We start from the raw sequence: 13,224 nt of genomic DNA on the forward strand, positions 1-13,224 counted from the left end.
ATACCGACAATCAGCCGAGACCGGCAGCCACCCCGAAGAGAGGGAAGCAGCCGATTTCGACGGATTGGAGGAGCGTAACGACGCATGGACGTGATGACGCCCTTCGATTCATGACGTGGAGGTTGGAGCCGTGGATCGCGCACGTGGGAGCGGCAGGTGGAACAGGTGGTGGAGCCGGCGCAGGGCTTGCCGGTCGCCGGAGGCGGAGGCGGCGCCGCTGCTGATCGCTTCATCGAGAGTCGACCTGCTGGCGGCGATGTCGCGGAAAGTCTCCCTGCTGGTTGTGACGATCACGTCGGGATGTTGGGCCGGGCCGTGCACGGTTTCGATGGTGCCGTCGTCGATGCGGGCGTGGAAGACTTCCTCCTCCACGCGGAACTCGTACAGCGCCCGCAGGCCGGTGGCGGCCTCGGCGTCGAAGCATGCCTTCAGGCCGAGGACGGCCCAGCCGGGGTGGAAGTTCTCCTGGTCGCGGGGTTCGTCCATCGCCCAGGTCTGCCCCCACCGGGCCAGGGCCAGCACCACCGGTTCAAGGTCCGCGCCGGCCGGGGTGAGGGCGTAGGCGGGGGTCCGGGCCGGCGGTGGGAGGGTGACCTTGCGGGCCAGTCCTTCGCGTTCCAGATGTTTCATCCGTGCGGCCAGCAGGCCGGTGCCCAGGCCGCGCAGGCTGTGTTGCAGGTCGCTGAAGCGTTTGGGGCCGGTCAGCAGCTCACGGATCAGCAGCAGCGTCCAGCGCTCACCGACGAGGTCGAGGGTGCGCGCGGTCGCGCAGTACTGGTTGTAGTTCCGCTGTTCCACTACCTCATTGTAACGTTACAGCTTCTCATTATTGAACTGATATGCGTAAGCGTCCAGGAGGAGCCGGGCCAGCTTCTGTGGGTGGGTGAGCATCACGTTGTGCGGGGCGTCCATGGCGATGGTCCGGTACCCGATCGCCGCGGCGAACCGGTCGAAGGGGTAGGCCTGCGGCCGGCAGTAGATGGCTGTTCCGGGGATCTGGTCGACGGCTCCGCTCAGCCGGGTGGCGTCGGTGAAGGTGCGCAGAGGTTGTGGCCGCAGGCGTGGGGCGAGCCAGCGGGTGTCGTCGGGGTCGGTGATGCCGTAGCTCGCCGGGGGCGGGGCGGGGATGTGACGGCCGTCCGCGCTCGTCCGGGCGGCGGCGCGGATCGCGTTGACGAAGGCGTCGGAGGCCAGGCTGAACATGCTGGCGCCGTCGCCGCCGGCCCAGCCGTCGATCAGGATGACGTGCTTCACCAGGTCGGGTCGCAGGTCGGCGGCCTGTCGGACGATCAGGCCCGCGTAGCTGTGTCCGACCAGCATTACGTCGTCACCGACGGTCGTGGCGTCGTCCAGGCAGGTGAGGACCTCGTCGACGTGGACGTCCAGGCCGACGTCGCCTTCCAGGGTGAGGGAGGGGGCCAGGGTGCGCGCCCCTGCCTGGTGCAGGTGCGGGGTGAGGCGCTCCCAGGCGGAGGGACCATGCCAGGCGCCGTGTACGAGAACGAAGGTGGTCATGCTGTTCCTTTCGGGTGAAGCAGGGGCAGGACGTGGCCGGCGAAGTTCTCCAGGGCCGCGTGGTGGTCGTCGGCGGCCTGGGGCGGGTAGGGCAGCCAGCCGTCGGCGAGGCCGGCCACGCGCCGCAGCGCCGCTTCGCCGCCTCCGGCCAGCCAGATCGGCGGGCCTGCTGGATGAGCGGGCGCGGGAGCCAGGGTCACACCGTGGGAGTCGAAGTGCCGGCCGGCGAAGGAGACCTCCTGGCCGCTCCACAGGAGACGCATCGCCTCGATCGATTCCTCCAGCCGGCTGATGCGGCGCTCAAAGGCGACGCCGATCGCGGTGAACTGAGCTTCGGTGCCGGGGCTGGGAAATCCGCCGCCCATGCCGACGATCAGGCGCCCGTCGGCGAGCCTGTCCAAGGTGGCGAGTTGGTGCGCCAGCAGGATCGGATGACCGCGGGCAGCAGTACGGCAGTGCCGAGCGTGATGCGCCGGGTGGCGACGGCTACGGCCGACAACAGGAGCAAGGGGTCGGCGCGGGGCCGGGCGAGGGGGCTGTCGCCGGCCCACACGGAGTCGAAACCGAGCGCTTCGGCACGCCGCGCCTGTTCGACCAACTGCTCCGGGTCGTGATCGCCGCGTACGGCTTGATCGCGCGTCGGTAACAGGCAGCCGACCTTCATGTGATCCCTCTCGTCGATGACAGCTTCCCGGATCATAACCATTGACTTCCTATTTTTGAAGTTTATGATTCTTTTTCGAGTAGCAGACCGTGAAGGAGATCATCATGACGAACGCCCTTTACACCGCACAGGCCCACGTCGTCGGAGGCCGGGCCGACGGTCACGGACGCACTACCGACGGCAGGCTGGAGGTTGACCTCAGGCAGCCCAAGGAACTGGGCGGGGACGGCGAAGGGGTGAACCCCGAGCACCTGTTCGCCATCGGCTACGCCGCCTGTTTCGCCACCTCACTTGCCCTGGTTGGCCAGCGCAAGCACCTACGCGCCGACGACGCGGCAATCGACTCGAAGGTCATGCTCATCCCCGCCGGCAACGGCGGCTTCAAGCTGGGCGTCGAACTGGAGATCAGCCTGCCGTCCATCGCCGACCCCACCCAGGCCGTCGACCTGGTCCGGGTGGCGCATCAGGTGTGCCCGTACTCCAATGCCACCCGCGGCAACATCGAAGTGGCGCTGGTCGTCAACGGCACACAGCTGTGACACATCGCCGCGTGCCGGGCACCCTCACGAGATGAAGGTCCCCCGGCACGCGGCGTGCACCGGTGGGCTCACTCACTAGTCCCCCACCACGATGGCCACGCGCACCGTGCGGGCCACCATCGCATTCACCACAGCAATCGACGCTGACCAGGGGTAACGCACTTCGCGTGCACCTGGTGACAGCTTCGACGCCATGCCGAGAAGGAAGCCCTCGATGTGCCGGCCCTCGAGATCGAGCTCATCGAACCCGCCGACGCATAAGACAGACACATAAGACAGAGCTGTACCTGATCATCGTGATCGTGCGGTACCGCCGCCCAGCGGTCAGGGCGGCGATGCAGAACCGTAGATCGGCAAAAGCTACACCCCACTCCGATGCTGGCGCACGACGGCCGGCCGTACACGCTCCACATCCCTCGCGGCGTGCTTTCCTGCGTTCTCGCCTGGCAGGTGAGTGAGTATCTGCTTCGAGGCGCGCGCGCCGAGTGTCGAGCTGGGATTTCATCCCGCGGCTGCGTGCGGCAGGGTGAGTGACCCCCTGCGTCGTCCATGTTCTCGGCAGCTCCAGCCGTATCCGCTTCCGAGAGGGGCTTCCCGGAAACCCGGTGATCTGCGCAGACCTGCCTACCTTGGGGCTGGGGACATCTTCGGGAAGAGGAAGCCTAACGGGACGGCCCTCCAGCGCAGCTCAGGCAGGGCTCCACAAATCCGACCACGAATGAGGAGGATCACAACGTCGCGTGAGCGGTGGGTTGCCAGGCGCGACGCACAACGACACTCTGAACTGAAGTCAGAACCAAGATGGCCACAACAGACGCAGCCAGGGCTGCGAGGGGGTCACCCATGGAAATTCTGCTGGGCATAGCGGTTGTCATCGCGATCATCTACCTGATCGACTCGGACGGGGACAGCGAAGAGCATCCCGGCTGGCGGGGGATTCCGAAGCCGAGCTTCGACGACAAGAACCCGCCGTTTGGAGTCGACAGGAAGTCCTGGAAGCGGATGCAGCGGATGAATGAGCGGATGCATCGGGAGATCCGGAAACAGCCCCCGTACGACCCCTGACCAGGTCGCCAGGGTCTAGACCCTGTTCCGCCGACAACGGCCCTCATCCGGCCATGCCGGGGTGTGACAGGTCCTCGCGGGCGCGCGCGTGGGCCTGTCCGCGAAGTCCGCGAACTGCTGGGGGGCTGGCGACCGTCGGGGATCGTGGGCGCTGCCCGGCGGGCGGCGGCCGGGACCCGTCGAAGAGCCGCACGCCCGGCCGGCCGATCCGCCAGGAAGCGCCCGGCGCGGCCAACACAGGGCGCTCTTGAAGGCCGCAGTGAGCACGTCAAACAGGTAGAGGGCCTATTCGTCCTCGCGGCGGTCTTTGCCGAGCAACCGAGGCACCGTCCTGAAGGTCGCCGCCCCCGCCGTGCCCGCGCCAAGGAGCGCGGCAGGCCAGGCCGCGTCGGCGGCCAAGACGGGGTGCCGTCAACGAACGTGTCACCAGCCCCGAACGCGGATGATCATGATCGGTGACCAGCTGTCATAGGTTCGCCTCATACCGGCCGCGCCGAGCAGCCGAAAGGCCCGGCACGGCCGATCAGGCGCCTGCCTGATCCCGGCTCCATTCCTGCTGCTGCCAGGCCGGATCCAGCGGGGTGTGAGCGATGTGGTTGGTGTAGTTCGACAAGGTCTTCATCCCCACCCCGAGCACGACGTCGAACACGTGGCGACGGGTGTAGCCGGCCGCCAGGAACGCCTCCATCTCGGCGTCGTCCACCCAGCCGCGCTCGGTGACCATCACCTGGGTCAGGCGACGCACCGCCTCCAGCCCGGACTCCTGCAGCGGCTTGCCCGCGCGCAGCGCCTCGACCACCTCGGCGGGCACCCGCGCCTTGAGCGCGAGCGTGGAGTGCGCAGCCACGCAGTACGCGCAGCCGTTGGCGACGCTCGCGGTGATGAGCACGACCTGCTTGGCATGCAACGGCAGAGAGGACTTGCCGAACTGCTCGGCCAGGGCGTTGTAGCCGGCCAGCAGCTCAGGAGATTCGGCCATCACCCCGTTCAGGGTGGTCACGAACCCCATACGCTTCCTGGCCGCCTCCAGCATCGGGCGGGCCGCCTCGGGGGCGTCGTTTTCGTCGTACACCTGAAAGTCGATCATCATTTCTCCTGGGTACGGGTGAAACCCTCCAGTACGGCACGCACTCCGGCCAGCAGCTCGCCCGCCTGCGCGCCCGCCCGCGAGCGCAGGTTGACCCCGTAGGCCAGCAGCGCCAGGCTCTCGGCGGCGGTCTCCACCGCCAGACCGGGCCGCAGCTGGCCGTGCTCGCGGGCCGTCTGCAGCGCTGCGCTCATCGCACCGCGCAGGGCGGTGTGGTGAGCGTCGAGGATCTGCCTGATCTCGGCGATCTCGCGGGTGGCGCCGGTGTGGGTGTTGGTGACCAGGCAGCCCCAGCGAGCGTGCTCACCTGTGCAGCGTGCCGCGACCAGCCGCTCGAAGAAGCCGGCGATGGCGGGCAGGCCACGTTCGTCGGCGGCCAGCGCGTCGAACACCGGCTGTGACTGCCGTTCCAGATAGCGGCGCAGCGCGGCGGCGTGCAGGCGTTCCTTGCCGCCGAAGGTCGCGTACAGGCTGGAGCGGCTCACCCCGGTGGTGGCCACGACCTCGGCGATGCCGGTGGCCTCGGTACCGCGCTCCCAGAACAGGTGCACCACGTGCTCCAGCACCGTGTCCGGGTCGAAGTGCTTGATGTCCGGCATCCGCCCTCCCCCTATCTTGGAACGACCATTCCAAGATAGGGGGAGGGCGCCGGACAGATCAACCCGTCAGGCGAGGAAGAACGCGGCCAGCGTGCGGGCGACCAGTGCGGGGTCGTTCTCCATCGGGATGTGACCGGCCTTGGGAACCCGCACCAGCGTGGTGTTCGGCACCTCATCGGCGAACCGCTGCGCGTAGCCGACCTTCTGGAAGGTGTCGTCCTCGCCCCACAGCAGCAGCTTCGGCGCATCGGAGGCGACCAGAGCGGGCATGAGGTCGAAGGTGTAGCGGCTGTCGGCGGCGCCGGCCAGCGCCATCCAGGACCGACCCACTCGCCGATCACGCCACGGGTCGAGATAGTCGGCCATCTCCCCTTCGGAGACAGGCCGCGCCAAGGCGGTGGAAACGGCCACGCGCCGGGCGGCGAGCAACTCCTCCACGGTGGTGGCGGCGACCACGGCAGGATCGCGGTAACGCGCCACCCCGGGCACCGGCCACGAGTCGTAGCTCACCGAATTGACCAACGCCAGCCGGGGAACGGCCAGCTCGCCGCCGGCCAGCAGCTGCTGGGCGATCGCACCGCCGATGTCATGCCCGGCCACCCCCGCCGGCGCGCCCATGCCCAGCGTCGCAGCGAACCGCGTCACCCAGGCGGCCAGCGCGGGCACGGTGGCCGTCTCCAGCGTCAGCTCCCCTTCCGAGCGGCCCAGACCGGGGAGGTCGACGGCGACCGGCCGCAACCCGGCCGCGGCCAGGTCGTCGAGCACCGGCAGCCAGACCCGGCTCCAATACGTGCCGTGGAGCAGCAACACCTGCGGTCCGTGCTCGCCCGCCGTCAGATAGCTGGCCATGCGGCCGTCAACTTCGATCATCATGCGTGTGGACATGGCCATAACCATCAGGGAATGGGCCAACCCTGGTCAAATACCACTTAGGGTATAACCTCATGACATTGACGCAGCTCCGCGTGCTGATCGCGGTGGCCGAGCACGGCGGATTCACCGCGGCGGCGGACCTGATCGGCATGTCCCAGCCCGCTGTCAGCCGCGCGATCGCCAGCCTCGAACGCGAGCTCGGCGCCCCGCTGTTCGTCCGCCACGCGGACGGCATCGCGCTCACCGAAGCCGGACGGCGGGCCCACCTCCGCGCCCGCGAGGCGCTGCGCCACTTCGACCTGATCCGCGCGGAGGTGGCGGCCGCCGCCGGCGAGGTCACCGGGCCGCTACGCCTGGCCAGCCTGCCGAGCGCCACCGGCACCCTCATCGCCCACCTGCTGCGGGCCTTCACCGATCGCTACCCCCAGGTCCAGGTGCGCCTGTTCGAGGGAGCGGACCACGACGTCCGCGGCTGGCTGCAGGGGGGCGCGGCCGAGGTCGGCGTGGTCACGCTCCCGGCCCCCGGCCTGCACACGATCCCGCTCAGCACCCACGAGATGGTTGCCGTGGTACCGGCCGGCCATCGCCTGGCCGGGCAGGAGACCATCCACATCGCCGACCTGACCGGACAGCCGTTCATCCTCACCACGGCAGGCTGCCGCCCACTCATCACCGAAGCGGCACGCCAGGCCGATGCCCAGCTCGACGTCGCCTACGAGGCCGGCGGCCAGTCGGCCATCCTCGAAATGGTGGCCGCGGGCCTGGGCGTCAGCATCGTGCCCACGCTCGGCCTGCCCGCCGAGCTCGCAGCAGTCGTGACCAGGCCGCTCGAACCACGCCTCACCCGGACGCTGGCCCTGGCCGTCCTGTCACCGAGCGACTGCGGGCCTGCCGTACGGGCCTTCCTCGACCTGGCCGGCCACAGCTGATGGGGCGTTCCCGCGACCACCATGATCAGTCCCCGGTGACAGCCGTCTCTCTCCGTCGCCCGTGCCATGTCACCGATGCGGGCATTCGCTCGCGGGGCGTCCGGCAACGCCCCATTCCAGGTGGAGCTGTCAATCTTGCCGACACCGCGCGGTAGCGTGCCGAACAGCTCGACGGCCTTGCCGGGGTCGCCGGCGACCATCGCGTTCTCGGTGCGGACGAGCGACGCGGTCACAGGCCCGAACGAGCGGCCTGCACTTCGCTTGTGCTCGTGCCCCATGCGGGTGCCCGCCATGATGGCGAGGTTGGCGTACTCCTCAGGGTCACGCGCGGCGTTGGCGCGGACGGCCGCCGCGTGTTCACGTCCGGCCAAGCCGCGGGGGGAATCGCGAAAGGGGGCACCGGCCCACCTACAACTCACCCTGATGAATCGTGCAAAATGCACATTTATTTGGATGAGACGGAAGGACGGCCTGTGACCCCTCAGCTGAGGCTCGCCAGGACGCTCATCCTGATCTGCCTGGCCGTCCAGTTGGCCGTCAAGGTCAGCCAGCTGGTCCAGGCGTCGCTCCTGAAGGAGCAGGTCGCCCTGGTCCCTGGCCTGCTCATCGTCGTCGCGCTGGAAGCGCTGTTCGTCCCGATCGCGTTCCGCCGGGCGTCGCCCGCCACGGCCCGCTGGAACCTGGTGGCTCAGGCGCTGCTGGCCTCCTCCTTCTACTTGGTCCAGTCACCGTGGACGCCGGTGATGGCCATGCTCGTCGCCTCGCTCCTGCTCACCTTCAAGGCGAGAACGGCCTGGCCGCTGGTGGTCCTGATCCTCGCGGGCGAGATCTCGGTCAGGGCCGCCTTCTATCCCGAGCTGGGCTCGCTCAGCTACTGGTCGGCGCTGGCGACCCTCGGGCCCGGCGTCGGGCTGTACGCCGTCTGCTGGCTCCATGACCTGATCAGGCAGACGGACGCGGCCCGCGCCGAGATCGGCCAGTTGGAGGCGGCCCGCGAACGGCTGCGCGTGGCCCGCGACCTGTGCGACGCGCTGGACGACAAGCTGTCGGCGCTCGTCCACCGCTCCGACCGCGCCGACCTCGTCGAGGTCGTGGGCGCCGCCCGTCAGGCGCTGACCGACGTGCGATCCATCGCCGACGACCACCGGGACCGGACGCTGGCCGCCGAGCTGGAGGCGACGCGCTCCGTGCTCACGGCGGCCGGGGTGGACGCGCAGGTCACCACGCACCGGCCACGGCTGCCCCTGCCGGTCGACGGCCTGCTGGCCAGGGTGCTGCGCAGGACCATGCTCGCCTGGCTGAGCACCGATCCGCCGGAGCGGGTCCTGGTGGAGCTCGAGGCCGACACACGGTTCGTCGTGCTGCGCGCCGGCCGTACGGGAGGGCGGGCCGCCGAGCTCGCCGAACCCAGCGAACCCAGCGAACCCAACGAACCCAACGAACCCAATGAACCCAACGAACTCGGTGAGCTCGGCGAGGAAGCGGCCGAGCTGGGCGGCTGCCTCACCTCCGGCGCCGGGTGGACGGAGGTTCGCCTGCCCGTGACGCCGGTCAAGGCCGCGGCGTCCGGCCCGCTGGCGGGCGCGCCGTGGCTGGCCTGGTTCACTCTGGTGATCCTCGAGGTGGACACCCTGGGCAGCACCGTGGTCAACATGATCAGGCTCGGGTCGTCCTCGGCGTTCCAGGTCGTGACGGTGGCCGTGTTCCTGCCCGTGGTGAGCGGCCTGCAGCTCTACAACGGCCTGCCCCGCCGTGGCGCCCGGCCGCGCGCCTGGCGCTGGACGCTGGGCGCGCAGATCGTGCTCATGGTCACGGCCATGGCGATCATCGGGCAGCGCGCCGGTTCCTATGTCGGCCTGACCGCGGGCACCACCTTGTTCCTGGTCCGCTCCGCCTGGGCCTGGGCGCTGGGCTTCGGTCCGCTCCTGGGTGGTGTGGCCCTCTGGATAGCCCAGACCGGCGTTCCCCTGTGGGGCGCCGAATACGCCATGGTCATGATCGGCTTCACCGCCATGGCCTACGGGCTGAGCACGCTCCCCCTCGCCGCCTTCCAGCTGGAGGAGGCCCGCCGCGACCTGGCCAGGATGGCCGTGCTCCAGGAACGCCTGCGGGTCGCCCGCGACCTGCACGACCTGCTCGGTTTCCGGCTCTCCGCGATCGTGCTCAAGGGCGAGCTGCTCATCGCGGGCCCGGACTCGGCCGACCCCTCCGAGCTGCGCGAACTCGCCGAGCAGGCGCTGGTGGACGTCCGCTCCATCACCGGCGGCCCCGCGCCGCTCTCCCTGCGGGAGGAGGCGGCGACGGCCCGCTCGATGCTCGCGGCCTCGGGGGTCGAGGTCACGGTGGATCTGCCACCGGTACGGCTGCCGCCCGAGACCGACTCCCTCCTGGCCGTCGTCCTCCGCGAGGCGGTGACCAACGTGGTACGGCATGCGCAGGCCACCCGGTGCGCGATCACCGTGCGCGACGCCGTACGCCTGACCGTCTCCAACGACGGCGCGACCGCTTCCGCCCCGCGGGAGGGCACGGGCCTGGCCAACCTGACCCGGCGCCTGGAGGAGGCGGGCGGGCGGCTGTCGGTGGAGCGGGACGGAGGCCGGTTCACGCTGACCGCCGAGGTGCCCTGCTCAGAGCCAGCCGGCCTCGGTGGCGATGCGGATGGCGTCCACCCGGTTACGCGCGTTGAGCTTGGTCACCGCTGAGGCGAGGTAGTTGCGCACCGTGCCGTACGACAGGTTGAGCAGCCGGGCCACGTCGCGCGGCTCGGAGCCGGACGCGGTCAGCCTGAGCACGTCCAGCTCACGGTCGGTCAGCGGGCCGGCCGGGACGTCCAGTGCCGCGTACGCCAGCTGCGGGTCGATGACCCGCCCGCCCGCCGCGACGGTGCGCACGGCGGCGACGAGGTCCTGCGGCCTGGAGTCCTTCAGCATGAACCCGGCCACGCCGGCGTTGACCGCCCTGCGCAGGTTGCCCGGCCGCCCCACCCCGGTCAGCACCAGCGACCGGCAGCCGGGCAGCCGCTCGTGCAGTTGGGCCGCCGCGGCGATCCCGTCCAGCCCGGGGAGTTCGATGTCGAGGACGGCCACGTGCGGCCGGTGCTCGAGCGCCGCGCCGACGATGCCGTCGCCGGAACCGAGCTCGGCCACGACCTCGATGTCGGCCTCCATCGCGAGCAGCCCGGCCAGCGCCTCCCGCAGGATGCGCATGTCCTCGGCCACCAGCACCCTGATCAGTTCCATGCCCACTCCGTCAGCCGCCGCTTGACCTGCGAGTGCGTCATCGTATTGGCCCGGCGGCCGGATGTGGGTGCCCGGGTCCGCGTCAGGACCTCACGGCGATCACGTTCCTGCCCCTGGCGTGGCCGGTTTCGGCTTTCCGGTGTCCAGGAAGCGGGCGCCCGGTCCGGGGGCGCGGTAGACGGCTTCCGGTGCCAGACGGGTGTGCCCCGCGGCGCATTCGAGAACGACCCTCACCGGCTCCTCGCAGGCGGTGTCATCGTCGGCGGGTCGGTGCCGGACGATGACCGACGGCCCCTGCGGGTCGGCGAGATACTTGTCGCCCCACTCCAGGAGGGCAACCAGCGTGGGCCGCAGGTCCTGGCCCTGCTCGGTGAGGTGGTATTCGAAGCGCTGCCGGTCGCCGGGTTCCTGGTAGGGGACGCGTCGCATCACTCCTGCCGCCACGAGGGTGTCGAGCCGGGTGGCCAGCAGGTTGCTCGCCATGCGGTCGCCGTCTACGTCGGCGGATCGCCCGCGGACGCGCCGCACTACAAGGTCGTCCCGTCTGTCCCTGAGGGGCAGCTCGACGAGAAGACGCGGGCGGGCGTCATCGCGGACGTCACCGAGGCGATCCTGGACGCCGAGAACGGTGCCTGGCCGCGCGATGCAGGCCGGATCTGGGTGTTCCCCACCGAGATCCCTGAGGGCCACTGGGGCGGGTACGGGCAGGTCAGGCCGCTCGCGACGATCCTCGGCCGGCTCACCGACCACGACACCGAGCGGGCCCGCGGGCTCGCCGCCCAGCGCATCGCCGCCAGCCGAGCCGAACACACCCGCCTGCCAGGCTGAGCCGACCTCAGTCCAGGCCGACTCGCCGGTCGCCCATCGCAGCAGCGCTTGTGAGGTCGTGCTCCGTCGCCACCGCTCGCAAGCCGCTGACAATCCTGGAGATGCGTGAGCCGGATGGCCTGCGGCGGCCGGTTCGCGCCCGGGTCACGGGACCGGGCAGCGGTGCCGATGCCCACCCCTACGAGGGCTGTCGTCATCCGAGGCAGGAGCGGACGGCCTTGGCCAGGTTCGCTGCCCGCGGGTCGTCGGGCCGATAGTTCCAGAGGTTCGTCACGTAGGCGAAACCGACACCGGCGTCGGGGTCGGCGAAGCCGATCGATCCGCCGGAGCCCGGGTGACCGAACGCCCCCGGCCCGGTCAGCGGCATCGGCGGGCAGGCCCGCCAGAACCCGAGCGACATGTAGAAGGAGCGGTCGGCCGGGAGGTTCAGCCCCGGCGGCAGTCCGTGCATCGGCGTCCTGTCGGTCTGGACGACGGTCATCCTCTCGACCGTCGACGGTTCGAGCAGCCGCACCCCATCGACGTCGCTGACCGTGGCGGCATACATCCGCGCCACCGATCGGGCATCCGCGAGCATGTTCGCGGCTGGGAACTCGGCCGCGCGCCAGGCACGCGTGCCGTAGACCTCGGGGTTGGTCAAGGCGCCGCCGAGCTCGCCGGCGCGGGCCTGGACCGAACCCGCAGCCCACACGGCGTTCACCCAGGCGGTGACCGTCTCCGCATCGAGCCCGGTCGTCGCGATCAGCCCGGCCAGCAGTTCCTCCACGCTGAACGGCGCGGCATCGTGGAGCCGGGCCACCCGCTTCTCTTCCTTCTCGGGCAGCCCGATCCAGGCGCTCAGCCCGAGAGGTGCGGCCACCTCCTCGGCGAAGAACGTGCCGAGCGACTTGCCGGTGATCCGGCGTACGACCTCCCCGACCAGGAACCCGTACGTGACGCTGTGATACACGTGCTCGGTGCCCGGCTGCCACAGCGGCTTCTGCGCCTCGAGCGCGCGGATGACCGGGTGCCAGGCGCACGCCTGCTCGAACGTCAGCGGCCCGTCGACGATCGGCAGGCCGGCCTGGTGCGACAGTAACCAGCGCACCGGGATCTGCTCCTTGCCGGCGGCGCCGAACTCCGGCCAGTACCGGGCCACCGGGGCGTCCAGATCCAGCTCACCGCGCTGGACGAGCATGTGGGCGCAGATGGCGGTGGCGCCTTTCGTCGTGGAGGCCACCTGGACGATGGTGTTCCTGCGCCACGGCCGATTCGCCTCGCGATCGGCGAGGCCGCCCCACAGGTTGACCACGGGGCGGCCGCCCACGTAGACGCTGCACGCCGCACCGACCTCGCCAGGGTTTCTGAAGTTCGCGCGGAACGCGTCGGCGACCTTTCCCCAGCCGTGCTCGACACCGCGCTCGCCATCGCCACCACCACCGCTCACGGAGGCGTAGGCGCGGCCGGGGAGGGCGGCATGTGCGCCGGCGAGCGCGCCGGCGCCCAGCACGCCCCGCAACACGGTCCGACGCCCGACGTGTCCCTGTTCGGGTGTCCCGCTTGTTGTGTCTGCCATGCTCGGATTCCTTTCTGGAGAGCTGAAACTCAGAGAGCTGGAGAAGACGGGCGCTCTGATCGACCGGGCCGGTCCGCGTAACCGACTGTTCGAGCGCGGCACGACATGGGAGAGGGGCTGGTCAGCCGCGAGCGATGGAGGCGGTGAAGCGTCCGGCCCGTACGAACCCTCGCCTGTCGTCAGTTCGTGGTCACGCGTCCCAGGTGACAGGGAGGCTCTTGACCCCGTAGATGTCGGCGGTCTCCGGGCGCAGGGCGACCTCGTCGGCCGGTACGGCCAGGCGCAGCGTGGGGAAGCGGTTGACCAGCGCGGGGAAGGCGACCCGCATCTC

At 70.2% G+C, this 13,224-nt stretch carries 13 protein-coding genes and 2 pseudogenes; 5 read left to right on the forward strand and 10 right to left on the reverse strand.

Going from position 1 to position 13,224, the window contains the following annotated elements; genetic code table 11:
* Positions 1–108: 108 nt before the first annotated feature.
* From ABZX22_RS24110 to ABZX22_RS24120, 3 genes and pseudogenes are all read right to left on the reverse strand, one after another.
* Positions 109–798, reverse strand: a complete 690-nt coding sequence (locus ABZX22_RS24110; protein ID WP_354912847.1) for a helix-turn-helix domain-containing protein — start codon at positions 796–798, stop codon at positions 109–111.
* A 15-nt stretch (positions 799–813) separates the two neighbouring features.
* Positions 814–1,515, reverse strand: a complete 702-nt coding sequence (locus ABZX22_RS24115) for an alpha/beta hydrolase family protein (protein WP_354912849.1) — start codon at positions 1,513–1,515, stop codon at positions 814–816.
* A pseudogene (locus tag ABZX22_RS24120) lies at positions 1,512–2,221 on the reverse strand (LLM class flavin-dependent oxidoreductase). Before ABZX22_RS24120 ends, ABZX22_RS24115 begins: the two are co-directional and overlap by 4 nt.
* Positions 2,222–2,283: 62 nt before the next feature.
* Between ABZX22_RS24120 and ABZX22_RS24125 the strand changes: the two are divergent.
* Together ABZX22_RS24125 and ABZX22_RS24130 are read left to right on the forward strand one after the other, a co-directional pair.
* Entirely contained in the window at positions 2,284–2,718 is a 435-nt protein-coding gene (locus tag ABZX22_RS24125) for an organic hydroperoxide resistance protein (protein ID WP_354912851.1), read from the forward strand.
* An 843-nt stretch (positions 2,719–3,561) separates the two neighbouring features.
* Positions 3,562–3,783 carry a hypothetical protein gene (locus ABZX22_RS24130; protein ID WP_354912852.1) on the forward strand — a complete coding sequence of 74 codons (222 nt, stop codon included), beginning with the start codon at positions 3,562–3,564 and terminating at the stop codon, positions 3,781–3,783.
* Between the two features lie 523 nt (positions 3,784–4,306).
* Here ABZX22_RS24130 and ABZX22_RS24135 read toward each other — a convergent pair.
* From ABZX22_RS24135 to ABZX22_RS24145, 3 genes are all read right to left on the reverse strand, one after another.
* Positions 4,307–4,873 carry a carboxymuconolactone decarboxylase family protein gene (locus ABZX22_RS24135; protein ID WP_354912854.1) on the reverse strand — a complete coding sequence of 189 codons (567 nt, stop codon included), beginning with the start codon at positions 4,871–4,873 and terminating at the stop codon, positions 4,307–4,309.
* A complete protein-coding gene (locus tag ABZX22_RS24140; protein ID WP_354912856.1) occupies positions 4,870–5,469 on the reverse strand; it encodes a TetR/AcrR family transcriptional regulator in 600 nt (199 codons plus the stop codon). Before ABZX22_RS24140 ends, ABZX22_RS24135 begins: the two co-directional genes overlap by 4 nt.
* A gap of 66 nt (positions 5,470–5,535) precedes the next feature.
* On the reverse strand, positions 5,536–6,342 hold the full coding sequence (locus ABZX22_RS24145) for an alpha/beta fold hydrolase (RefSeq protein ID WP_354912858.1): 807 nt from the start codon (positions 6,340–6,342) through the stop codon (positions 5,536–5,538).
* Positions 6,343–6,413: 71 nt separating this feature from the next.
* Between ABZX22_RS24145 and ABZX22_RS24150 the strand changes: the two genes are divergently transcribed.
* Both ABZX22_RS24150 and ABZX22_RS24155 read left to right on the forward strand, forming a co-directional pair.
* Positions 6,414–7,271 carry a LysR family transcriptional regulator gene (locus ABZX22_RS24150; RefSeq protein WP_354912860.1) on the forward strand — a complete coding sequence of 286 codons (858 nt, stop codon included), beginning with the start codon at positions 6,414–6,416 and terminating at the stop codon, positions 7,269–7,271.
* A 473-nt stretch (positions 7,272–7,744) separates the two neighbouring features.
* On the forward strand, positions 7,745–9,973 hold the full coding sequence (locus tag ABZX22_RS24155) for a histidine kinase (protein WP_354912862.1): 2,229 nt from the start codon (positions 7,745–7,747) through the stop codon (positions 9,971–9,973).
* Here the strand turns inward: ABZX22_RS24155 and ABZX22_RS24160 are convergent.
* Positions 9,899–10,504, reverse strand: coding sequence for a response regulator transcription factor (locus tag ABZX22_RS24160; RefSeq protein ID WP_354912876.1), 606 nt, complete (start codon positions 10,502–10,504; stop codon positions 9,899–9,901). The genes ABZX22_RS24155 and ABZX22_RS24160 overlap by 75 nt on opposite strands.
* A 105-nt stretch (positions 10,505–10,609) precedes the next feature.
* On the reverse strand, positions 10,610–10,993 hold the full coding sequence (locus ABZX22_RS24165; protein ID WP_354912864.1) for a helix-turn-helix domain-containing protein: 384 nt from the start codon (positions 10,991–10,993) through the stop codon (positions 10,610–10,612).
* A 177-nt stretch (positions 10,994–11,170) separates the two neighbouring features.
* Between ABZX22_RS24165 and ABZX22_RS24170 the strand changes: the two genes are divergently transcribed.
* Positions 11,171–11,338: a hypothetical protein gene (locus ABZX22_RS24170; protein ID WP_354912866.1), complete on the forward strand. Its 168-nt coding sequence runs from the start codon at positions 11,171–11,173 to the stop codon at positions 11,336–11,338.
* A 193-nt stretch (positions 11,339–11,531) separates the two neighbouring features.
* Here ABZX22_RS24170 and ABZX22_RS24175 read toward each other — a convergent pair whose 3' ends face one another.
* Both ABZX22_RS24175 and ABZX22_RS24180 read right to left on the reverse strand, forming a co-directional pair.
* The gene (locus ABZX22_RS24175; RefSeq protein ID WP_354912868.1) at positions 11,532–12,893 is read right to left on the reverse strand and encodes a serine hydrolase domain-containing protein; all 1,362 of its coding nucleotides are present in this window, start codon (positions 12,891–12,893) and stop codon (positions 11,532–11,534) included.
* Positions 12,894–13,083: 190 nt separating this feature from the next.
* Positions 13,084–13,224, reverse strand: a pseudogene (locus ABZX22_RS24180) (cytochrome P450); the annotation flags it as partial.

This window comes from Nonomuraea sp. NPDC003804 (genome assembly GCF_040610675.1).
In the GTDB taxonomy this organism is placed as follows: Bacteria; Actinomycetota; Actinomycetes; order Streptosporangiales; family Streptosporangiaceae; genus Nonomuraea.